Origin of the sequence: Martelella sp. NC20 (genome assembly GCF_013459645.1) — a bacterium.
Classification (GTDB): Bacteria; Pseudomonadota; Alphaproteobacteria; order Rhizobiales; family Rhizobiaceae; genus Martelella.
Genome location: NZ_CP054861.1, coordinates 864045 through 885130 on the forward strand (window position 1 = coordinate 864045; position 21086 = coordinate 885130).

General features: G+C 62.8%; 21 protein-coding genes and 1 pseudogene. 6 read left to right on the forward strand and 16 right to left on the reverse strand.

What is annotated here, in order from left to right; all coding sequences use genetic code 11:
* Positions 1-37: 37 nt before the first annotated feature.
* The 6 genes and pseudogenes from HQ843_RS04210 to HQ843_RS04235 form a co-directional block, all read left to right on the forward strand.
* Positions 38-679, forward strand: a pseudogene (locus HQ843_RS04210) (IS110 family transposase); the annotation flags it as partial.
* 398 nt (positions 680-1077) lie between these two features.
* Positions 1078-2913, forward strand: a complete 1836-nt coding sequence (locus HQ843_RS04215) for an ABC transporter ATP-binding protein (RefSeq protein ID WP_180899678.1) — start codon at positions 1078-1080, stop codon at positions 2911-2913.
* A 2-nt stretch (positions 2914-2915) separates the two neighbouring features.
* Positions 2916-4754 (forward strand): ABC transporter ATP-binding protein, encoded by a 1839-nt coding sequence (locus HQ843_RS04220; RefSeq protein WP_246710274.1) that lies wholly within the window; start codon positions 2916-2918, stop codon positions 4752-4754.
* On the forward strand, positions 4744-5433 hold the full coding sequence (locus tag HQ843_RS04225; RefSeq protein ID WP_180899677.1) for a TetR/AcrR family transcriptional regulator: 690 nt from the start codon (positions 4744-4746) through the stop codon (positions 5431-5433). The genes HQ843_RS04220 and HQ843_RS04225 overlap by 11 nt, the downstream gene beginning before the upstream one ends.
* 62 nt (positions 5434-5495) lie before the next feature.
* A complete protein-coding gene (locus HQ843_RS04230; protein ID WP_180899676.1) occupies positions 5496-5882 on the forward strand; it encodes a hypothetical protein in 387 nt (128 codons plus the stop codon).
* A gap of 25 nt (positions 5883-5907) precedes the next feature.
* The gene (locus tag HQ843_RS04235; protein WP_180899675.1) at positions 5908-6927 is read left to right on the forward strand and encodes a LysR family transcriptional regulator; all 1020 of its coding nucleotides are present in this window, start codon (positions 5908-5910) and stop codon (positions 6925-6927) included.
* On the opposite strand, the gene HQ843_RS04240 is transcribed toward HQ843_RS04235, so the two are convergent.
* The 16 genes from HQ843_RS04240 to HQ843_RS04315 all read right to left on the reverse strand — a co-directional run bounded on the left by HQ843_RS04240 (position 6881) and on the right by HQ843_RS04315 (position 20974).
* A complete protein-coding gene (locus tag HQ843_RS04240) occupies positions 6881-7105 on the reverse strand; it encodes a DUF2274 domain-containing protein (protein WP_180899674.1) in 225 nt (74 codons plus the stop codon). The two genes, HQ843_RS04235 and HQ843_RS04240, sit on opposite strands and share 47 nt — an antisense overlap.
* 2 nt (positions 7106-7107) lie before the next feature.
* Positions 7108-8232 carry a TrbI/VirB10 family protein gene (locus tag HQ843_RS04245; RefSeq protein ID WP_180899673.1) on the reverse strand — a complete coding sequence of 375 codons (1125 nt, stop codon included), beginning with the start codon at positions 8230-8232 and terminating at the stop codon, positions 7108-7110.
* Complete coding sequence (trbG, locus tag HQ843_RS04250; RefSeq protein ID WP_180899672.1) at positions 8229-9260, reverse strand: P-type conjugative transfer protein TrbG; 1032 nt, start codon at positions 9258-9260, stop codon at positions 8229-8231. Before trbG ends, HQ843_RS04245 begins: the two co-directional genes overlap by 4 nt.
* A complete protein-coding gene (trbF, locus tag HQ843_RS04255; protein WP_180899671.1) occupies positions 9257-9946 on the reverse strand; it encodes a conjugal transfer protein TrbF in 690 nt (229 codons plus the stop codon). Before trbF ends, trbG begins: the two co-directional genes overlap by 4 nt.
* On the reverse strand, positions 9943-11313 hold the full coding sequence (trbL, locus tag HQ843_RS04260; protein WP_180899670.1) for a P-type conjugative transfer protein TrbL: 1371 nt from the start codon (positions 11311-11313) through the stop codon (positions 9943-9945). The genes trbF and trbL overlap by 4 nt, the downstream gene beginning before the upstream one ends.
* A gap of 4 nt (positions 11314-11317) precedes the next feature.
* The gene (gene trbK-alt, locus HQ843_RS04265; protein ID WP_180899669.1) at positions 11318-11605 is read right to left on the reverse strand and encodes a putative entry exclusion protein TrbK-alt; all 288 of its coding nucleotides are present in this window, start codon (positions 11603-11605) and stop codon (positions 11318-11320) included.
* A gap of 29 nt (positions 11606-11634) precedes the next feature.
* Positions 11635-12405 carry a P-type conjugative transfer protein TrbJ gene (trbJ, locus tag HQ843_RS04270; protein WP_180899668.1) on the reverse strand — a complete coding sequence of 257 codons (771 nt, stop codon included), beginning with the start codon at positions 12403-12405 and terminating at the stop codon, positions 11635-11637.
* Positions 12402-14948: a conjugal transfer protein TrbE gene (gene trbE / locus HQ843_RS04275; RefSeq protein WP_180902328.1), complete on the reverse strand. Its 2547-nt coding sequence runs from the start codon at positions 14946-14948 to the stop codon at positions 12402-12404. Before trbE ends, trbJ begins: the two co-directional genes overlap by 4 nt.
* Before the next feature lie 10 nt (positions 14949-14958).
* A complete protein-coding gene (locus HQ843_RS04280) occupies positions 14959-15240 on the reverse strand; it encodes a VirB3 family type IV secretion system protein (protein ID WP_180899667.1) in 282 nt (93 codons plus the stop codon).
* Positions 15240-15572 carry a TrbC/VirB2 family protein gene (locus tag HQ843_RS04285; protein ID WP_180899666.1) on the reverse strand — a complete coding sequence of 111 codons (333 nt, stop codon included), beginning with the start codon at positions 15570-15572 and terminating at the stop codon, positions 15240-15242. Before HQ843_RS04285 ends, HQ843_RS04280 begins: the two co-directional genes overlap by 1 nt.
* The gene (gene trbB, locus HQ843_RS04290; RefSeq protein WP_180899665.1) at positions 15569-16549 is read right to left on the reverse strand and encodes a P-type conjugative transfer ATPase TrbB; all 981 of its coding nucleotides are present in this window, start codon (positions 16547-16549) and stop codon (positions 15569-15571) included. Before trbB ends, HQ843_RS04285 begins: the two co-directional genes overlap by 4 nt.
* Positions 16550-16740: 191 nt before the next feature.
* Positions 16741-17148 carry a DUF2442 domain-containing protein gene (locus HQ843_RS04295; protein WP_180899664.1) on the reverse strand — a complete coding sequence of 136 codons (408 nt, stop codon included), beginning with the start codon at positions 17146-17148 and terminating at the stop codon, positions 16741-16743.
* Entirely contained in the window at positions 17141-17380 is a 240-nt protein-coding gene (locus HQ843_RS04300; protein ID WP_180899663.1) for a DUF4160 domain-containing protein, read from the reverse strand. The genes HQ843_RS04295 and HQ843_RS04300 overlap by 8 nt, the downstream gene beginning before the upstream one ends.
* A 12-nt stretch (positions 17381-17392) precedes the next feature.
* Positions 17393-17869, reverse strand: coding sequence for a ribbon-helix-helix domain-containing protein (locus tag HQ843_RS04305; RefSeq protein ID WP_180899662.1), 477 nt, complete (start codon positions 17867-17869; stop codon positions 17393-17395).
* A gap of 10 nt (positions 17870-17879) precedes the next feature.
* Positions 17880-19871 carry a conjugal transfer protein TraG gene (locus tag HQ843_RS04310; protein ID WP_180899661.1) on the reverse strand — a complete coding sequence of 664 codons (1992 nt, stop codon included), beginning with the start codon at positions 19869-19871 and terminating at the stop codon, positions 17880-17882.
* A gap of 143 nt (positions 19872-20014) precedes the next feature.
* Positions 20015-20974, reverse strand: coding sequence for a LysR family transcriptional regulator (locus HQ843_RS04315; RefSeq protein ID WP_180899660.1), 960 nt, complete (start codon positions 20972-20974; stop codon positions 20015-20017).
* Positions 20975-21086 lie beyond the last annotated feature (112 nt).

Consider the following 21086-nt stretch of genomic DNA (forward strand, 5'->3'; position numbering starts at 1 on the left):
GGTCATAATACGGCGTCCACAAACCAAGGAGCCGATCATGTCATTTACCAGTGATACTATCCTCGTTGCCCTCGAACTCAGTAACTCCCTGTGGCTTGTTGGCACTCGCAAGGCGGGTGCCCAGAGCAGCCAGATGCACCGTGTCCGTGCTGGCGATACTGCGACGCTACTGCGGTTATTGAATGGGCTACGGGCAGCCGAACAGGAACAAGATATCCTGTCACCAATTGCGGTTTGCTTCGAGGCGGGACGTGATGGATTTTGGCTTCATCGTCTGCTGATGGCTCAAGATATTCCGACATTTGTGGTGGAGCCCACGAGCATTCTGGTAAACCGAAGGGCAAAAAGGGCGAAGACGGATCGTCTCGATGCTGAAGGAATGTTGCGTGTTCTCGCCGCCTATATTGCTGGAGATTGCCAGATATGCAGCATGGTGCATGTACCAACTCCAGACGAGGAAGATGGCAAACGGGTACATCGCGAGCGAGAACATCTGGTGCAAGAGCGAACACGGATCGAAAATCGTATAGCGGCTCTGCTAATCACTCAGGGCATTCGCTCGCGGCCATCACTGCGCAACTGGGAGCGAGATATGGCACTCCTTGAGACCGACGACGGTCGAAAGCTGCCGCAACATCTCGCGTCGGAGTTAAACCGATTGCGTCGTCGGCTGGTTCTTGTCCGAGTGATGGCCGTGCTTCGCTCGGTCGCTGCGAGCGGACGCATAGTGATTGTTGTTCTTCATGACCTAGCCTTGGCGGCAAATTGGGCCGATTCTCTGGTTCTTCTGCATGAGGGACGTGTCGCAGGCGCTGGAAAACCCGCCGATGTGTTGACCTCAGACCTGCTGCGCGAAGTCTACCGCGTCAACGCCAGGCTGGATCGCGGGTCAGAGGGCGAGGTTTTTCTCGCTGTCAACGGCCTGCAATAAAGCTGGATGGAGGGACCATCCAGTTTGCCCCCCAATCGCACACGTCCAATTAGAAACAGAATGTTGCAAATTTCCTGTAACTGCGATAAGTCGACTTTATTACTCAACAATAGATATCCCGACACCGAGGGATTGGGGGTCTCCAAATGGCCACAGCAGATATTGCGCTTGAGAACGAACCAGATGCCGGTAGCAGCGGGAGCGCATCGGAAGCGCCTGATTATCTGGCGAGCCTGCGCCTGATATGGCCGTATCTGGCCGGGCAAAGGTTGAGCTTGCTTCTGGCGGTTTTGCTCGCGACGGTGGCCGTCGTTCTCGAACTGGTGCCGGTCTACGTCATTACCGTCTTTGTCGGTGAGTTGATCGCTGGAAGCCTGACGGCCGCGGGCCTTCTGACCTATACACTGGTTTCTCTCGGTGCAGTCGTGCTCGGCTATCTCGTGATGGGCGCGGCGACGATGGTATCGCATCTAGTTGCCTTCGAGGCGATCTACCGGCTGAGGCTGTCACTCTCGCGCCATCTCGCACGACTACCGCTCGGCTATTTTGCAGGACGGAAAAGCGGCGATGCGAAGAAGCTGGTTGTCGACGATCCGGAAAAACTGGAATTGGTGATCGCCCACGGTACCCCGGAGGGCATCAGCGCTGTAGCCACCTGGCTGGCGGTATCGACCTGGCTGTTCGTCGCCGATTGGCGCATGGCGCTGGCGGCGGTAATCGTCGCCCCCATCTCCTTCGCGCTCCTTGTGCTTGCCATGAAGTCAGGCGGGCGCTTTGCGCGCGATTATCAGACCGCCGGCCAACGGATGAACGCGGCGGTCGTCGAGTATATCGCAGGCATGCCGGTGGTGAAGATTTTCAATCGCTCCGGCGAAAGTTTCCGCGAAGCCAGCGAAGCTGTGAGCGCCTATACCGCCGCCGAAAAGCAAATGTCCGATGCCTATTTGCCTTTTGGCGGCACGTTCCTCAGCCTTGTGCTGTCGAACATTGTCTTCATCGTGCCCGTCGGCGCATTCCTGATCGCGTCTGGCAATCTCGAAATCACCACCCTCATTTTCTTCATCATCCTGGGTGCCAATTACAGCCGCCCCCTGATGAAGCTATTCAACCTGTTTCATGAGCTCGCCCATATCAGCATGGGCTCGAGTCTTGTTGCGGAAGTCCTGGCCGCGCCGCCACAGGCCGATAGTGGCAAGGTCGTCCCGCTTAAGAGTCATGACGTAACCTTCGAGAACGTTCTTTTCGGCTATGACGTGGAGAATGTGCTGCATGGCGTGTCCTTCACTGCCCGAGAAGGTGCGGTGACGGCTCTCGTGGGGCCATCCGGTTCCGGCAAGAGCACCATCGCCAGCCTCATCCCCCGCTTCTTTGACGTGGGTTCGGGCCGAATTGCCATCGGTGGCGTCGATGTACGCGAGATCGGGCTTAGCCAGCTCATGGACACCGTGGCCTTCGTTTTCCAGGATACCATTCTCTTCACTGACACGATCGCCAATAATATCCGTTTTGGCAAACCCGATGCGACAGATGTGGAAGTTGAAGCTGCGGCAAAGGCGGCGCGCGCCCATGAGTTCATCGTAGAATTGCCGGAGGGATACGGCACGCGGCTTGGCGATCTCGGCCGCAAATTGTCCGGCGGCGAGCGCCAACGTATCGCGATTGCACGAGCGATTCTGAAGGACGCGCCAGTCATCGTGCTGGACGAGGCAACCGCCTTCGCCGACCCCGACAACGAAGCGGCCATTCAGGAGGCCATCGAGTCCCTTGCAGCCGGCCGTACATTGATCGTGGTGGCGCACCGCCTCCATACGATTTCCGAGGCCGATCTAATCGTAACCGTGGATGCCGGCCGGGTCGTAGATTCGGGACGGCATGATGATCTGGTGGCCGCAAACGGTCTTTATGCACAGCTTTGGGATGATTTCGTCGCGGCGCGTCGGACGGGTCTGCGCGGCGCTTCGGAAGTACAGACGGAGGCGTGAATATGACTGACATCGAAAGCACGATGACTGGTGTAACGTCGGATACGAACGATATCCGCTCCGATCTTCAAAGTCTGAAGCGGCTATGGGAGCTTGCCGGGCCGCTGCGGGGCAGGATCGTGACAGGCGTTGCCTACCGGTTCGCTCAATCCTTCTGCCTGGGGCTTGGGTTCGGAACGGCGATCAAGCTTGTCACCCATCTTCTTCGCGATGGCTTTAGTCCAGACACAGGCTGGGCGCTTCAGATCACCGCGTTGGCGGCGCTGTCCCTCGCCGGGCAAATCCTGTTCAGCCACCTGGCGGCGAAAACGACCTGGCTTGCCGCTTTCGATCTCGGCGGCCAGCTACGCCTGTCCATGCTCGACAGGCTGCGGCAATTGCCGCTCGGCTTTCATCTGTCGCGTAATCGCGGCGACACGGTGACCATGCTGACCTCGGACATGCAGACGGTAGAAAGCTTCATGTCGGATGGCATGCCGCGCATCGCCGAGGCCCTGGGCCTGCCCGTCGCAATCCTGATCTTCCTTGCCTTTCAGGACTGGGTGGTGGCTCTGGCCGCGCTTGTGTCGATCGCCGTCGCTATCCCGGTCTATCTCAAGGCCAGTCGGCATCTGGCGAAGCTCGGCATTCGGCGTCAGGACATGCAGGCTGCTGCGGCGGCTCGCATGATCGAATTCGTCCAGGGGATTGCCGTCATCCGTGCCTTCAACCGGATCGCCAAAGGGGCGGAGGATTTCAGGACCGCGCTCGAAACCTTCCGCGATCTGTCGGTCCGGATGGTGATGCAGTTGACGTTGCCTCTTGTGGGTTTTGGCCTGATCCTGATGCTTGGCGTTCCCCTCATCCTCTTTACCGCCGGCTGGCGATGGCTGGGCGGCGAGATCGATGCGGCGACCGCCATCACTGCCTGTATGCTGATCTACGCCACCTATGGTCCCCTTCTAGGCTTGATCGCGGTGATGGAAAATACACGCATGGCTGATGCGTCATTGACCCGCATGGACCGCATTTTGACAGCAAAGCCATTGCCCGAGCCGTCGACGCCCAAGGAACCTCAGGGTTTCGATATCACGTTCAACGATGTCCGCTTTGGATACAACGGCGAGATGGTCGTAGAGGCACTGTCGTTCACAGCGCCCGAACGAACGATGACGGCGATTGTCGGGCCATCGGGGGCCGGTAAGAGCACGGTATTGAACCTCATACCGCGTTTTTGGGACGTTGGTGGCGGTGCCATCATGATCGGTGGTGTCGATATCAGGGAAATGTCGTCGGAACGGCTGGCAAACCTCATCACCGTTGTCTTCCAGGATGTCTACCTCTTCTCGGGCACGATCTTCGACAACATAGCCTTTGGCCGACCGAGTGCTTCGGCGGAGGACGTGGAAGCTGCGGCCCGCACCGCACAGGCCCACGAATTCATCACGGGGTTGTCAAATGGATACCAGACTCGTGTCGGTGAAGGTGGCGCGTCGCTTTCGGGGGGTGAGCGCCAGCGCATCTCCATCGCGCGGGCGATCCTGAAAGACGCGCCGATCATTCTGCTGGACGAGGCGACCGCCGCTATCGACCCGACCAACGAGCGGGCTTTGCAGGCGGCGCTTGCCGCCCTTGTCGCCGAGAAGACCCTCATTGTGGTGGCGCACAAGCTCTCCACAGTCCAGGCTGCGGATGAAATCCTGGTGCTCGACGCCGGAAGGATCGTCGAGCGCGGCCTCCACAGCGATCTGGTCGGCACGGACGGCCTTTATGCCGGATTGTGGCGGCACTGGACCGAAGCCGCAAATTGGCGGATTGGCCATAAGTCGCCACAGAACTGGAAACATCGCGATGAGGCTTGAGCGTCCAAGATCGGTTGGTCGGCCAGCGCGTATTTCGCGCGAGGATATCGCTGACGCGGCCTTGGAAATTGGTCTGCACGCGGCAACGGTGAAAACAATTGCCGGGCGCCTCGGCGTCGATCATTCCTCGCTCTACCGGCACGTCAAAGGTTGGGATGATATTGTCTTCGCGGCGGCGGACCGGGCGATCGCGACACTCGACTGGGAGCGAGAAACGGAAGACTGGCGTGATTATATTCATGCGGCCGCGGAGGCCGTATGGGAGCTTTACGCCCGTAACCCCGGCTTGGCTGAGGCCATGCGCACCATGGACAGGACGCCGCCTGCTGGTATCCGCGCCTTCTCCCGGGCCTGCCGTCATCTTGAGGCACAGGGGTTCGGTACTGAGGACGCCGCACTGATCATGGACAGCGTAATGGACATGACCAGCGACAGCGCGTCGATGTGGGAGCGTCTGCGTCGCGAAAACGCCGATGGTACAATTGCCGAGCGCCTTCGGGCCTCGTGGCAGGCCGGCGCCGACGATCAAACTGAGACGCATGTATGCCTGATGAGTGCCGTGATCGAAGGCGAACCAAAAGAATGGTGGCGAAAGAAACTTTTGCTGTTGATCCGAGGTGCGGCGGCGTTGCTCGAGGCTCGCTTTCCTGGATCGAGTTCCAGCCAAACGGAGAACTGAATCAAATGATAAAGACCGATCTGAGCCATTGGCCCCTAGTTATAAGTGTTGCGAAAGGCGCCATGACGAGCGAGGAAAATGCTGCCTTCCTCGCCGACTGGACGGACTGGCTGGACCGTGGCGATCCGTTCGTGACGCTTCGAATTTTTGCCGATGCCGAATCTCTGCATCGTCCGGAAGATGGGGCACGGGAGGCAAAAGCCTGGCTCCAGTCCAACAGCGATCGGATAAAATTGCTTGTGAAGGGTATGGCTACGGTAGTCCCGCCCGACAAACTTGACGAGGTAAGCCGAATGAATGCTGAAAGGCTGTTTGGGGTGCCGGCCAAGTGCTTCGACAGCGTGGAAGAGGCAATCACGTGGATCGACTCAGTGGTATCGGGAGAACTTTCCAGCGTCGATATGGAAATGGTTCAGGCAGCTGCGGCCAGTCTGCTGAAAAGAAGCTGATCAGAGAATGCGCCGATAGGCAGGTATGAGGCGTAATAAGAAGAACAGGAATGCTCGTCCGACCGATTCTCAAAAGAAAGTTCTTCGAGATGTCAGCAGGATTCCGCTCGCAGCCCTAAGGCAAGCAGTGGTCGTAGCCGAGCACCTCAATTTTCGACACGCTGCCAATGCCCTCGGCGTTAGCCAGTCGAGCGTGAGCACCCGCATCAAAAATTTAGAAGAAGAACTCGGCATCCTTATCTTTGAGCGCCGCCACCACGGCGTGAGGCTGACAGATACAGGTCGTTGGTTCATTGATGAAATCACTGTTGGCATCGAGCAGCTCGACCACGCAATAAATTTGGCCGGTGCTGTTTCTCGGTGCGAAGTTGGGCAGCTTCGGTTGGGGGTTTGCTCGCCAATTTCAGGCGGGTTCTTAGCCGAACTCCGCCAGCACTATCAGAATGCCTTGCCCGGAATTAAAATGATTCTTGTGGAGGGGGCGCGATCGGAACTAATTCGGCAAGTGATTGAAGGTGCGCTCGATATCGCCTTGGTGATTGGCCAGTCGGATATACCGAGTTGTCACACGCGCATGCTGTGGACCGAATCCATGATTGTCACGGTCTCGGCAATGCATCCGTTGGCGGAGCGTGGGCGCGGAATCAAATGGTCGGATCTTCTGGACGAACTTTTTTTGTTTCGTCGTGGTGGGGCCTCGCTACAGGCTTATCAGCATGTCATCAGACGATTTGGTGAACGCGGTCTCACTCCGCGTGTCGAGAGACGAGCTGTTGGGCGCGATACGCTAGCCCAAATGGTTGCAGAAGATGAAGGTGTCACCTTGACATGCGAGTCGGCAACGGATGCTCGCACAACGGGAGTTCGATATCTTAAAGTTCTAGATGAACCAGAAGATGTTGCGTTTGTCGGTGTCTGGTTTCCTCACAATCGCAATCCAGCCTTACGCGCATTCCTCGATATTGCGCTCAAGTTCGCACGTCACGCGCCGACGCGGATTAATCTGCGGTCATCCGTCGCGCCTTCGCAAACCCCCGATCCGTAGCGATGAAACGCTCCAGCATCGGCACGATGAGCTTCACGGGATCGGCGACGGGCTGGCCGGTTTCGCGGGCCAGCACGTCGGCATAGGCGACGAGATCACGGTGGAGCGGCGCAGGCAGTTCCACCGTCACCTTCACTGGCTTGTCGTCGGGCAGCGGCCCAAGTTTCAGTTTCGTCATGATCAACCTCCTGCGGGCTCGAATACCAAATCTCGCGTCACGATGATCCTGACCGGGAAACCTGGCCGGATGGTCAGCGTGGGCGCGACCTGCAACTGGCGCTGGACGATCTGCTGGCCGGCCTGATTGATGGTATCCTGCGCGCCGTCGCGAATGGCGCGGATCAGCCGGTCCTCGTCATCGGTGGCGAGTTCCGTGCCGACGCCAAGCAAGGTGGACAGCCCGGCGGCTTTCATCACATCCCACCAGTGATAATCGACGCCATCCTCGAGCCCGGCATAGCCGGAGGCATCCGCGCCCGGCAGGCGCTCCAGCACGATTGAGCGGCCGCCCGGCAGGATCAGGCGGTTCCAGACCAGCAACACGCGGCGCTGACCGAAGGTCACGCCGTCATCATATTGACCGATGATCCTCGTCCCCTGCGGGATCAGGAGCAGCGAGCCGGTCGGGCTGTCATAGACATTCTCGGTGACTTGCGCGGTGATCTGGCCCGGAAGGTCCGAACGGATGCCAGTGATGAGCGCGGCGGGGATGACGGAACCCGCCTGCAGGATATAGGGCGATGCCGGCAGCATGATGCGATCCGCCGCGACGGTCTGCCGGTCCACCGGACCGTTGAGGAATGCCGCATGCCTGTCCTGCGTTGCGGACTGGCCTCCAGAGTTGGGGTTCGCAACGCCGGGTGCGGCGGCGCCAGGTGTGGTCCCGCGCGGGCCGGACTGGAAGAACACGTTGCTGAGCCGCGCGGCTTCTTCCTCGGCGCGTCGGCGTTCTTCCTCGGGATCGACGGCAGGTGTGGCGATGGCGGGCGAAGCGACGGGTTGTCCACGTTCCTGCGCGTCAAGGATTGGACGGCCGAGATCGCCCGGCAGTGCCGGACCGAGGACCGGCCCGGTATAGTCGGACGGCAGGCCGGTGAGGCCATCCGCGGTGGGCCGGTTCTCGGTGGAATAGAGTTCTTCGTCGGTCCCGCTTCTGTCAGGCGTCTGAAGAGCATAGATCAGCGCCCCGCCGATGCCGAGAAGGGCCACCGCGCCGACGCCGGCAAGCATCTTCCGGGACAGTCGCGTGACGCGCGGGGGTTCCGCACGCAGGCGCATCGGGGCTGCGGTTTCGGTGTCACTCATGACGATGACCCTCCGTCGTGCGTGCCGCCTTGTTGCTGAGCGGCCGCCTTCCGCTCTTCAATGCGCACGACCCTGACGACCTGCTGATGCTCGCCGCTACCAAGACGCAGTTCGGCCGCGCCGAACAGGCGGTCCACGATCAGGACGTTGCGATGGATGCGGCTGTTGACGATCTGCGGCTCACCATCGGAGCCGAGGACGAACAGAGGCGGCATCTCGCCCTGCGCGATGCCGGCCGGGAAGACGACATAGACGCGCCGCCCGTCATCAAAGACGGAGACCGGCCGCCATGGCGGGCTATCACCCTGCACCTGCAATCCGTAACGGTATTTGCGCGCGGCTTCGGCCGGAATGATCGGGGCTGCGGGCACGCTCTGGTGCTGCCCTGCCGGCGGCGCGGGATAGGCCCAGGCCACGGAAGGCATGTAGAGCGATTCCCGCGCGCGAAGCTCGATCATGTAGGTACGGCGGTCGGTGGTGACGACAAGGTTGGTGGTGATGTCCGGCCGGGTCGGCTTGACGAGGATATGAACGCGGCGGCTGTTGCCGCTCCCGCTCTCGGTATCGCCGATGATCCAGCGGGTCGTGTCGCCCGCCGCGATCGGTCCCGCGCCGGTCAGGCTCTCGCCGGGCTCCAGCGCGATGTCGGTGATCTGCCCCGGCGAACCGTAGACCTGATAGAGCGCGCCTTCGCTCCAGGGATAAATCTGGATGGCGTTGTAGTAGCCCTCGCGTCGTGGCTCGACGCGAGCGGCGGCATTGGCGTTCTCGACCCGGCCGGTCGGCGTACCGGCCGCCTGTCCCCCGCGCGCGACGGTCCAGGCCGGCGGCGTGTGCAATGGCCGGGGACGGTCATCGGTGGCGGCCGCCTGCACCGTGGGCACCGGCGGCACTGACTCGTCATAGGAGAATTGCGGCGTGTGATTGGTAGCGCAGCCGGCCAGCACGCTCGCGGAAAGCAGCGAAACCGCAAAGGCGGATTTGCGAAAACCCGGAAGGACGCGTTTACGGAAGGACGTGCGGATCATTGGCCCATCTCCCGCGACCAGGAGATCGCGTTGACATAGATGCCAAGGGGATTGGCGCGCAGGCGCTCCGCAGTGCGCGGAGTCTGGATGACGATGGTCAGGATCGCGGTCCATCGCTCCGTCGTGGAGAGCTGGCCGTTCTCATAGTGGCGTTCGGTCCATGCCACGCGGAAGCTGTCGGGGGATGCCCGGATGACGCTCGACACTTCGACCGCGATCTGTTGGTGGCCGACCTTCGCGAATGGATCGTTGCTGCGTGCATAATCGTTCAGAGCGGCCGCGCCGCGATCGGTGGTAAACTCATAGGCCCGCAGCCAGTTCTGGCGCACGATGATCGGATCGGCGGGGATCGAGCGGACCTCTTCGATGAAGCGGCCGAGATGGAAGGCGACCTGCGGATCGGTCGGCCGATAGTCGGCATTCGCGGGCGCGACAGCCTGCGCCTGACCGAGATTGTCCACCTGCACCACCCAGGGCACCACGGTTCCGCGTGCCGATTGCCAGACCAGGGCGGCGGCGAAGCCGGCCGAAAGGATCAGGGAGCCGAAGGCCATATAGCGCCAGTTTTTCGCCTGCACGCGGGCCGAGCCGATACGCTCGTCCCAGACCTGCGCGGCTTTCTGGTACGGGGTCTCGGGTTCCGGCGTCTTGCTGTAATGGGTCGATGGTCGTTTGAAGAGATTCATGAACGGTCGCTTTCGGAGAGATTGACGGAAGAGCCGGAACCGTGGCTGTCGCCGGAACGGACGGCATGGGCAGCCATCGTGGTGCCGTGATGGAGCGCCTGCCGGCGGTGCATTCGCTGCGCCCAGGCCGGTGGCCCACCGGCAGGGGCGGAAGATGATGAGGTTGTGGTTTCGCTGGCACCGCCGACGGTGCCCATGGTGGCGCCGCCGCTCGCGCCGAATCCTGCCCGTGCCCCTTCGGCAAAGCTGGATTTGACGCTGCCTGACGCTTTCGATGCAGCGCGTTTCAATGGCGAGACGGCAGCGGACCCTGCCGCGCGGGCGACGCCGCCAAGGCCGGAGGCGACACCAGACGCCCCGGGCTGGCCGAGCGAGCCGAGGCTGTAGGCGGCGGAAGTCGCTCCGGCGGCAGCCGCACCGCCGCGAACGGCCGCGGCGCCGCCGGAGAGCGCGGCCGCGCCTCCCTTTGCGCCAAGCATGGCCGCGCCACCGGCCGCAGCACCACCCGCGAGCACCATGCCGCCGGCGGCAAGGCCCGTGCCTACGGCAGACCCTGCCCCGAGTTGCGGCCCGCCGGACACGAGGCCGGCGGCGATGCCGGGACCGAAGATGCCAAGACCGAGCAGCGACAGAGCCGCCAGCACGATCGCCATGGCGTCGTCGATCGTTGGGGTCGCGCCGCCAAAGCCTGCGGTGAACTGGCCGAACAGCGTCGAGCCGATGCCGATGATGACAGCGAGCACCAGCACCTTGATCCCGGAGGATACCACATTGCCCAGCACCCGCTCGGCCATGAAGGCGGTCTTGCCGAAGAGACCGAAGGGAATCAGCACGAAGCCGGCGAGCGTGGTCAGCTTGAACTCGATCAGCGTGACGAAGAGCTGCACGGCCAGGATGAAGAAAGCGAGGATGACCAGTGCCCAGGCGAAGAGCAGGCAGGCGATCTGGATGAAGTTCTCGAAGAAGGCCCAATAGCCCATCAGGTCGGAGATAGAATCGAGGAGCGGCCGTCCGGCGTCGAGGCCGGTTTGGGCGACGCGACCAGGGCGCATCAGATCGGCGGCGGAAAAGCCGGTGCCCGAAGCTTTCAGGCCGAGGCCGGCGAAGCTCTCGAAGACGATGCGGGCGAGATTGTTCCAGTTGCCGATGAGATAGGCGAAAACGCCGACGAACAGCGTTTTCTTGGCCAGGCGGGCGATGATGTCGTCATCGGCGCCCCAGCTCCAGAACAGCGCGGCGAGCGTCACGTCGATGACGATCAGCGTCGTGGCGATGAACGCCACCTCGCCGCCCAGCAGGCCGAAGCCGGAATCTATGTAACTGGTGAAGACTCCGAGAAACGAATCTATAACGCCCGTTCCGCCCATCGGCTCACCGCCCCTCGTTGCTGTTCGATGCGGCTGGCGCAGGCGTGCGGCCGAGGAAGCGGTCGCGGGATTCCGCCCAGGCCGCGAGGCAATCGGCATTGCCGGTTGCCGCTTCACCAAGCCGCTGGCACCGACGGAGCGTCGCGCGCAGCGGATCGGCTGGCGACTGAAGGACCGGCACGGCCCTGGCCGGCGCCGGTTCGTCCTTCCGCGTCATCTCGATCACTGTCGCCGTAATGGCGAAGGCGACGAAGACGATCGCTCCGATCCGTGCGAGGGTCTTGCCCTCCATCGCTTCCCCCTTTCCGGCGACCCGCCGCCTCAGTTGTTGCCGTTGAACATCTGCGCGTTGCCGGGCTGATAGCCCGCGCCCGGCGTCAGGAAACGCTCGCGCTGGATGCGCCCCTGTTCGGCGACCGTCGCGCGCTCGGCCTCGATCAAGGCTTCCGACCGTCCGTTGGCCGACATCAGCGCCACGAGGTCGGAAAGCTGCTGCGATTGCAGGGCAAGAAGCTGGTTGCCGGCCTGGGTGGCCTGCAATGCGCCCGTCGCGCCCTGGCTTTGCCCAACCAGCATCGACATTTCCGTGCGGTTGGCGTCGATATTGCCGACGACGCCTGCCTGAACGCGCATGGCGTCCTGCAGGCCGCCGACCGTATTCTCCCAGCGGGAGCGGGCGTCGTCGACGAGCTGCGTGTCGGTCGCGGACAGTGAGATATTGCCGTATTTCTGCTGGAACGCCTGATCGATGTTCTGCACGTCGAAGGCGATGTTCTGCGCCTGCCCAAGAAGCTGCTGGGTGCGCTGGACGTTCTGCTGGAGTTGCTGGAGCGAGGAATATGGCAGGCTCGCCAGATTGCGGGCCTGATTGATGAGCATCGTCGCCTCGTTCTGGAGCGAGGTGATCTGGTTATTGATCTGTTCGAGCGTGCGCGCTGCCGTGAGCACGTTCTGCGCGTAGTTGGACGGATCGTAGACGATCCATTGCGCATGGGCCGGACTTGTCAGCATGGGCGAAATGGCTACGGGCATGGCGAGCGCCAGCGCGATTATGGATGCACCGGCGATGCGGGGTACGGCAAAATGTGTCATGGAAGGATCTCCTCTTCATTCGGGCTGGGGTCCGTTCTGGTCGGAATGGAATCGTCCGGTTCGGTCTCTGGCCGTGCATCGGGAGACGATGTGACCTCCCCTCCGGGTGCCTTGAGCGCGAGATTGGTGAGGTTCGGGATCAGGTCGGCCGCCCAATCGACGCCGCGCTGGCGCAGCCAGGCAGCGAGGAAGCCGTCACGCCCGTGTTCGGCGAAGAGTTCGGCTATGCGGGTCTGATCGGATTTGGCGGATGCAGCGCAGAGCGCGAGGCCGACCTCGCTGAGGCCCAGCTCGAATAGCCGGTTGCCGCGCCGCGACTGACAGTAATAGTCGCGCTTGGGCGTCGCCCGCGCGAGGATTTCGATCTGCCGGTCATTGAGACCGAAACGCCGATAGATGGCCGTGATCTGCGGTTCGATGGCCCGTTCGTTCGGCAGAAGCAGCCGCGTCGGGCAGCTTTCGATGATGGCCGGCGCGATATTGCTGCCGTCGATGTCCGACAGGCTCTGCGTGGCGAAGATGACGCTGGCGTTCTTCTTCCTGAGCGTCTTCAGCCATTCGCGAAGTTGGTTGGCGAAACCTTCATCGTCCAGCGCCAGCCAGCCCTCGTCGATGATGAGCAGCGTCGGCCGCCCGTCGAGCCGGTCGCCAATGCGATGGAACAGATAAGCCAGCACCGCCGGAGCCGCGCCGGTCCCGACAAGCCCCTCGATCTCGAATGCCTGCACATCGGCCGAGCCGAGATGTTCCGTCTCGGCGTCGAGCAGCCGGCCATAGGCGCCGCCGACGCAGAACGGACGCAATGCCTGTTTCAGGTCATTCGACTGGAGCAGCACGCTCAGGCCGGTGATCGTGCGTTCCTCGACCGGCGCGGAGGCGAGCGATGTCAACGCCGTCCAGAGGTGTTCCTTCACCTCGGGCGTGATCGCGATGCCTTCGCGCATCAGGATGGCAGTGATCCAGTCGGCGGTCCAGGCGCGCTCGTAGGTGTTGTGGATGCGGGCGAGTGGCTGGAGCGAAACCGAAACCTCGTCTCCCTCCGTCAGTCCGCCGCCGAGATCATGCCAGTCGCCGCCCATGGCGAGCGCGGCGGCGCGGATCGATCCGCCGAAGTCGAAGGCGAAAACCTGGGCGCCGGCATAACGCCGGAACTGCAGCGCCATGAGCGCGAGCAGCACGGACTTGCCGGCGCCTGTCGGGCCGACGACGAGCGTGTGCCCGACATCGCCAACGTGAAGGGAAAACCGGAACGGGGTCGAGCCTTCGGTCTTGCCGTAGAGCAAGGGGGGCGCATCGAAATGCTCGTCCCGTTCCGGCCCCGCCCACACGGCACTCAGGGGGATCATGTGGGCAAGGTTGAGCGTCGAGACCGGCGGCTGGCGGACATTGGCGTAAGCGTGTCCGGGGAGCGAGCCGAGCCAGGCATCGACGGCATTGACGGCTTCCGGCATGGCGGTGAAGTCGCGGCCCTGGACGATCTTCTCGACCAGCCGCAATTTCTCGTCCGCAATGCGCGGATCGGCATCCCAGACCGTGATCGTGGCGGTGACATAGGCCATGCCCGCCATGTCTTGCCCAAGTTCCTGCAGGGCCATGTCGGCGTCGGTGGCCTTGTTCGCCGCGTCGGTGTCCACGAGTGCGGATTGTTCGTTGGTCATCACCTCCTTGAGGATCGCGGCGATGCTCTTGCGCTTGGCGAACCATTGCCGCCTGATCCGGGTCAGCAGCCGCGTCGCGTGGGTCTTGTCCATGAGGATGGCGCGCGTCGACCAGCGATATGGGAACGGCAGGCGATTCATCTCGTCCAGGAGACCGGGCGTCGTCGCGGAGGGAAAGCCGGTGATTGTGAGAACACGCAGATGCGCACCGCCGAGGCGCGGCTCCAACCCACCGGTCAGCGGCTGGTCGGCCAAGAGCGCGTCGAGGTGCATCGGCACCTCGGGCACGCGCACGCGATGCCGGTTGGTCGAGATGGTGGAATGGAGATAGGTCAGCGTCGCGCTGTCATCCAACCAGCGGCATTCGGGCATGAAGCCGTCGAGCAGCGCCAGCACGCGGTCGGTGCGGTCGATGAAGCCGCGCAGCAGTTCCCATGGATTGACGCCCGATTGCTCCCGGCCCTCGTAGAGCCAGGTTTCGGCGCGGGCCGCGTCCTCGGCCGGCGGCAGATAAAGGATGCTCAGAAAATAGCCCGATACGAAATGCGTGCCGGCTTCCTCGAACCCGGCCTTGCGCTCGGCATCGACGAGCGCGGATGCGGCGTCGGGGAAGGTGTCGTCGGGATAGGTTGCGGCCTCGCTGCGCTGCGCTTCGACGAAGACGCTCCAGCCGGAGCCGAGACGGCGGAACGCGTTGTTTATCCGCCCGGCGACCGCGACCAGTTCGGCCGCGACGGCGGAATCCAGATCCGGCCCCCGAAACTTCGCCGTCCTCTGGAAACTCCCGTCCTTGTTGAGAACGACGCCCTGGCCGACCAGCGCGGCCCAGGGCAGATAGTCGGCGAGTTGTGCGGCGGTGCGGCGGTATTCGGCAAGGTTCATCATGGCCACGCCCTCACACCGTCAGAAAGGCCGGAATACGCAGATGCCGGCGACCGACTTCCACAAAGAGCGGATCGCGCTTCGCCGCCCAGACCGCCAGGAAGTGGCCGACTGCCCAGATGCCAAGGCCGACCAGCCAAAGGCGCAGTCCGAGGCCCAGGGCTCCGGCAAGCGTGCCATTCATGATGGCGATGCTTCTCGGGGCGCCGCCGAGCAGGATATGCTCGGTCAGCGCGCGGTGGACCGGAATGGAGAATCCCGGCACCGAGTCGAGTTGTTCGAAGCCGGCCGCCATCAGACCAGCGCCCCGCCGCCAAACGAGAAGAATGACAGGAAGAAGCTCGACGCCGCGAAGGCGATGCTGAGGCCGAAGACGATCTGGATCAGCTTGCGGAAACCTCCGCCCGTATCGCCGAAGGCGAGCGTCAGGCCGGTGACGATGATGATGATAACGGCAATGATCTTGGCGACCGGCCCCTCGATGGATTCGAGGATGGATTGCAGCGGCGCCTCCCAGGGCATCGACGAGCCGGACGCATGCGCTGCGGGCGCCATGAGCAGGCTGATCGTGGCGAAGGCGGCGGCCGAGGCGATGCGACGGCGGATGCGAAATGCGTGGTGGATCATGTGGGGTCTCCTGTGTTCGGGATGGCTGGGGTGATGCGGTAATCGCCGTCCGGCCCGAGCCCCTCGACGCGGGCAAGTTCCGCCAGTCGGCGCGCAGAGCCACGCCCGGAAAGCACGGCCACGAGGTCGATGGTTTCCGCGATCAGCGCCCGCGGGACCGTGACGACGGCTTCCTGGATGAGCTGCTCGAGCCGGCGCAGCGCGCCGATACCGGAACCGGCATGGATGGTGCCGATGCCGCCGGGATGCCCCGTGCCCCATGCTTTAAGAAGGTCGAGGGCTTCGGAGCCGCGCACCTCCCCGATGGGAATGCGGTCGGGGCGCAGGCGCAACGACGAACGAACCAGATCGGAAAGCGTCGCCACGCCATCCTTGGTGCGCATCGCCACCAGATTGGACGCGGCGCATTGCAGCTCGCGCGTATCCTCGATGATGACGACACGATCGTCGGTCTTCGCGACCTCGGCGAGCAGTGCGTTGGTCAGCGTGGTCTTGCCGGTGGACGTGCCGCCGGCGACAAGGATGTTGGCGCGCGACTGAACGGCCGCGCTAAGCGTTTCCGCCTGATCGGTCGTCATGATGCCGGCGGCGACGTAATCGTCGAGCGTGAACACGGCGACGGCGGGTTTGCGGATGGCAAAGGTGGGCGCGGCAACCACCGGCGGCAAGAGGCCCTCGAACCGCTCGCCGGTCTCGGGCAGTTCGGCCGAGACGCGCGGAGATCGCGTATGCACCTCTACGCCGACATGATGGGCGACAAGCCGGATGATGCGTTCGCCATCGGCAGACGACATGGTCTCGCCCGTGTCGGCCAGACCTTCGGACAGCCGATCCAGCCAGATGCGGCCGTCCGGGTTCAGCATGACCTCGATGACGGCGGGGTCTTCGAGAAACCGGGCAATGGCGGACCCGAGCGCCGTGCGCAGCATGCGCGCGCCGCGGGCGATCGCTTCCGGTTTGTGGTGTGTGGCAGTCATCTCGGCCCCGCTTCCGGCGGGGCGCGCAACAGACGGTCCCCGCATCGGGGTCGATTAAAAGAACCTGATTTTTGGCTGGTTCAACAGATATTTACGCGCGTGCGGCCATCGGCGGTGATCGGCGGCAAATAGGATGGGTTCGCATTGCTTGGTCCGAAGGAACCGGTGTGAAATCAATGCTCGGCGCCAGCTTATTGATTCGCGGATTTACGCGGGCGGCCGCCCTTCGCCCCATTGGCGCGCGCGGCGGCGGCCTTGGCCGCCGAGGTGGACTGTCCGGCGCGACGGGCCACCCAGGCCCTGGTGCCGAAGATGCCGGCCATCAGCCCCGGCAACGACAGATCGACGTCCAGTTCCTCCCAATGCAGACCGTAGCCCCGGCCGAGGATTTCGACGGCGGCGAGTTGGTCGTCGGACGCACCCTCAAGCCCCTGCGCCAGACGCGGCGGGAAGGCGAAGGTGCAGCCGTTATCGAGATCGACGATCACCCGTCCGGAGGCGCGGTCATAGCGCGCGGCGGCGGCCCGTGGCTCACTGGCGTGCGCGGCACGTCCCCGTTCAAGGGCGGCGTCGATTGCGGCATCGGTCAGGTCAGCCATGTATCTCTCTCCATCGCGCCAGGAAGGCATCGCGTTCCTCGTTCACGATCCGCATCGCGCGGCGCAGCTCGTTCCGCTTCATGTCCTCCGCCCAGACCAGCTCCGGCCCGCCGTCGGGGCCGGTCAGGTTGATCTTGGCGTGACCATCGCCGAACACATGCACATGGGCAGGCTCATGGTCATCGGTGAAAATGACGATACGTAGCCCGTGCGCGCGGTGAATCGTGACCATTGAGTAAATAACCTATCGTGATGGGTTTTTCAAGGAATCATCGGCAGCCATTTCGCCGGCCGGTTCATCCGGCATGGATGGAGCCGGTATGTCGCGCGACAGTTCCTTGAGGAACCTGTCTCCTGTGGCGAGGCGTCTGCCAAGGGACTGCATGAAGCCCTCGAAGCGCTCGACGCCTTTGGCACGGGCGGACGATTGTGCGGTGTCCGAGGTTGGCGGCGTGACGGTCAGCCAGAAGCGGATGAACAGCGAGAGTGTCTCACCGAGCACTGCGAGATCCTCGTCGAGCCCGTCGATCTGGCGCCCGAGCCTGTCGAGGCGTCGCGACATGGCCGCCTCCAGCCGGTCCGCCGCGTCGCCCGACAGGAAGGAGGCGACGGACGCCTCCACGATGGCGGATTTCGAGACGTTGCGGCGCAGCGCCAGCATTTCGACCTGCTTGAGCAGTTCCGGGTCGAAGTAGACATTCATGCGGGTTCGTGTGGCCATCAGTAGTTCCTCAAAGCTCAATACCGTCATCGGGGTTCATCGATGCCTGCCGCGCCACAACCCGAACACGCTGACGAAGGGCACGCGCCTTTGCGGCATCTACGTCCGGCTCGTCGTCGAGGATATCGAACTCGCGGGCGGGCGATGGTGATGGGGGGACGATGTCCTCATGCTCGGGCAATTCCGGTTCGCGGCGGATGCCGGCATTGGCCGGATCTCCCTCGGTCCCGTTGTCGGTGTTCCTCTCGGAATGACCTGCCGCCGCGATCACCCGACTTGTCCAGTCATCGGATGCCGGTGTGGGGGCGGTAGTCGGCACGGTGGCCAGATCGGGCGGCGTCAGGATACGTTCCTGAAACCGGGCATCCTCGAAATACCTGGCCTTAGTGGCGCGGATCGGCGGCGCACCTGCGACCATGACGATTTCGTTGGTGGGCGGAAGCTGCATGATCTCGCCGGGCGTTAGCAGCGGGCGCGCTGTCTCCTGCCGCGAGACCATGAGATGCCCCAGCCACGGTGCGAGGCGATGGCCAGCATAGTTGGTGGAGTCACGCAGTTCCGTCGCGGTGCCGAGCGCATCGGACACGCGCTTGGCCGTGCGTTCGTCATTGGTCGCGAAGCTTACCCGCACATGGCAATTGTCGAGGATCGAATTGTTCTGGCCGTAGGCCCGTTCGATCTGATTGAGCGACTGCGCGATCAGGAAACTCTTGAGACCGTAGCCAGCCATGAAGGCCAAGGCTGACCCGAAGAAATCCAGCCGGCCGAGCGCCGGAAACTCGTCCAGCATAAGCAGCAGACGATGGCGCTTGCCGGAGGTGTTCAGGTCCTCGGTCAACCGTCTGCCGATCTGGTTGAGGATGAGTCGGATCAGCGGTTTCGTCCGGTTGATGTCGGACGGCGGTACGACGAGGTAGAGGCTGACCGGCTCGTTGCTTCCGACCAGATCGGCAATGCGCCAGTCGCAGCGTCGCGTTACCTTGGCAACGACGGGATCGCGGTAGAGGCCCAGGAACGACATGGCCGTGCTGAGCACCCCCGATCGTTCGTTGTCTGCCTTGTTTAACAGCTCGCGCGCGGCGGAGGCGACAACGGGGTGAACGCTGGCCTCGCCCAGATGCGGCGTGTCCATCATCGCGCGCAACGTAACCTCGATCGGCCGCTTTGGATCGGACAAGAAATTTGCCACGCCGGCCAGCGTCTTGTCGGGCTCGGCATAAAGGACGTGCAGGATCGCGCCGACCAGCAAGGCATGGCTGGTCTTTTCCCAATGATTTCGCTTGTCGAGGCTGCCTTCGGGATCGACCAGAATATCGGCGATGTTCTGCACGTCGCGAACTTCCCATTCGCCCTGCCGCACTTCCAGAAGTGGGTTGTAGGCGGAGGATTTGACGTTGGTTGGATCGAACAGCAGGACGCGGCCATGCTTTGCGCGGAAGCCCGCTGTCAGCGTCCAGTTCTCTCCCTTGATGTCATGGACGATACAGCTTCCCGGCCAGGTCAGCAGCGTCGGCACCACGAGGCCGACGCCTTTGCCGGAGCGTGTCGGCGCGAAACACAAAACATGCTCCGGTCCATCATGGCGCAGATAGTCGTGGTCATATTGGCCGAGCACAACACCATCGGGACCGAGAAGGCCAGCGGTGCGGATTTCGCGGTCTTCTGCCCAACGTGCGGAGCCGTAGGTCGCCACATTCCTCGCCTCGCGCGCCCGGATGATGGACATGACGATGGCGCCGGCGATGGCGATGAAGCCACCCGACGCGGCGATGACCGCGCCCTCGACGAAGATTGCCGGCGCATAGGCGTCAAAGCAAAACCACCACCAGAAGAAGGCCGGCGGATAATAAATCGGCCAGCCAGCCAGCTCGAACCATGGACTTCCAAGCTGGAACTGGAAGCCGAGGCGGAACGCTACCCATTGCGTCGCCGCCCACGTCATCACCAGAACGATGGTAAAGACGACAGCGATCTGACCCCAAAGGATTCGGCCTCCGCGCATACGGGCTCCAGTCGGCAAAAGAGATGGAGCCGATCAGAGAACGGGCAATTGCACGACAGGCAACAGGAAATAGGATGCTGGAGGGCTGCTGGATACTATCGGCGGCAAATAGGACGGTTGCCCTTTCGCTGGCACCTCCCTCGTTACCGCTGTCGGACCGGCTGAGACGACTCGCAATGGCGACCCATCGCTCCAGCGAGTGCAAGAAGGTTACGAAGGGTTGTGCTTCGATTATGCGGCGACCAAACCGCTGAGAAAGGGATTGGCTCAGGCTCGTCGGAAATCGGGAGGAAGACGATATCGGAATTCGGCAGGAGCGACGTGGCATCCCCGACGATGGTGATACCAAAACCCTGCCCGACCATCGAAAGCAGCGTGCTGTGCCCAACATCGAACCGAATGATCGAGGGAGCCGGCCAGCGCCCGGTGAGACGCAGAACGATATGGTCATGCGCTTGTGGGCCGGTGCCGCCATGCCTGGCCAGGAACGTTTCTCCTGAAAGGTCGGACCACGTGACGGCAGCGCGACGAGCCAGCCGATGCTGCTTCGGCAGCGCGACGACCAGCGACTCGGTCCATATTCGACGAGAGTGGCAGTCGGGCAGCTCAGGCGCACCAGCCAGGAAAACAAGGTCGAGACGGTCTGCGCGAAGCTGCATCACCGCATCGCGGGCCGTGCCTTCCGTCATCTCAATGTCGAGGCGAGGATGACTTTCACGATACCGGCCGATCAGCTTGGCAAGGAAGCTGCCCGGAATCAGGGCGTGGATGCCGACGCGAAGGCGGCCGCATTCCCCCGATGCCGCCATGCCGGCCGTCTTTACAGCATGGTCGAGTTGATCCACGCCGACGGCGACGTGCTTGACGAAGCGGCGACCGGCCTCTGTCAGCCGGACCCCTCGCGCATGGCGCTCGAACAAGAGAACACCAAGATCTTCCTCCAGAGCCTTCATGCGGGTGCTGATGCTAGAAATGCTGACACCCAGCGCGTTGGCAGCATGGCGGAAATTGAGATATTCGGCGACCGCGAGCGCCTGGATCAGCGAGGCGAGAGGAATGCGCGACCCCAGCAAGGTCGCCCTTCCCCTTTGACGGTCGATCATGGGTGCTGAATGCCGCCGTCTTCGCATTCACTCTCTGCCCCCTATCACGCGCCAGCCTCCTTGGTTGGGAGCACGAGGACCGCTTCTCTTTTCGATCTTCATGACTGACGCC

Coding starts and splice junctions, on each gene's coding strand:
- HQ843_RS04215 (WP_180899678.1), top strand. CDS start 1,078: ATGGCCACAGCAGATATTGCGCTTGAGAACGAACCAGATGCCGGTAGC.
- HQ843_RS04220 (WP_246710274.1), top strand. CDS start 2,916: ATGACTGACATCGAAAGCACGATGACTGGTGTAACGTCGGATACGAAC.
- HQ843_RS04225 (WP_180899677.1), top strand. CDS start 4,744: ATGAGGCTTGAGCGTCCAAGATCGGTTGGTCGGCCAGCGCGTATTTCG.
- HQ843_RS04230 (WP_180899676.1), top strand. CDS start 5,496: ATGACGAGCGAGGAAAATGCTGCCTTCCTCGCCGACTGGACGGACTGG.
- HQ843_RS04235 (WP_180899675.1), top strand. CDS start 5,908: ATGAGGCGTAATAAGAAGAACAGGAATGCTCGTCCGACCGATTCTCAA.
- HQ843_RS04240 (WP_180899674.1), bottom strand. CDS start 7,105: ATGACGAAACTGAAACTTGGGCCGCTGCCCGACGACAAGCCAGTGAAG.
- HQ843_RS04245 (WP_180899673.1), bottom strand. CDS start 8,232: ATGAGTGACACCGAAACCGCAGCCCCGATGCGCCTGCGTGCGGAACCC.
- trbG (WP_180899672.1), bottom strand. CDS start 9,260: ATGATCCGCACGTCCTTCCGTAAACGCGTCCTTCCGGGTTTTCGCAAA.
- trbF (WP_180899671.1), bottom strand. CDS start 9,946: ATGAATCTCTTCAAACGACCATCGACCCATTACAGCAAGACGCCGGAA.
- trbL (WP_180899670.1), bottom strand. CDS start 11,313: ATGGGCGGAACGGGCGTTATAGATTCGTTTCTCGGAGTCTTCACCAGT.
- trbK-alt (WP_180899669.1), bottom strand. CDS start 11,605: ATGGAGGGCAAGACCCTCGCACGGATCGGAGCGATCGTCTTCGTCGCC.
- trbJ (WP_180899668.1), bottom strand. CDS start 12,405: ATGACACATTTTGCCGTACCCCGCATCGCCGGTGCATCCATAATCGCG.
- trbE (WP_180902328.1), bottom strand. CDS start 14,948: ATGATGAACCTTGCCGAATACCGCCGCACCGCCGCACAACTCGCCGAC.
- HQ843_RS04280 (WP_180899667.1), bottom strand. CDS start 15,240: ATGGCGGCCGGCTTCGAACAACTCGACTCGGTGCCGGGATTCTCCATT.
- HQ843_RS04285 (WP_180899666.1), bottom strand. CDS start 15,572: ATGATCCACCACGCATTTCGCATCCGCCGTCGCATCGCCTCGGCCGCC.
- trbB (WP_180899665.1), bottom strand. CDS start 16,549: ATGACTGCCACACACCACAAACCGGAAGCGATCGCCCGCGGCGCGCGC.
- HQ843_RS04295 (WP_180899664.1), bottom strand. CDS start 17,148: ATGGCTGACCTGACCGATGCCGCAATCGACGCCGCCCTTGAACGGGGA.
- HQ843_RS04300 (WP_180899663.1), bottom strand. CDS start 17,380: ATGGTCACGATTCACCGCGCGCACGGGCTACGTATCGTCATTTTCACC.
- HQ843_RS04305 (WP_180899662.1), bottom strand. CDS start 17,869: ATGGCCACACGAACCCGCATGAATGTCTACTTCGACCCGGAACTGCTC.
- HQ843_RS04310 (WP_180899661.1), bottom strand. CDS start 19,871: ATGCGCGGAGGCCGAATCCTTTGGGGTCAGATCGCTGTCGTCTTTACC.
- HQ843_RS04315 (WP_180899660.1), bottom strand. CDS start 20,974: ATGATCGACCGTCAAAGGGGAAGGGCGACCTTGCTGGGGTCGCGCATT.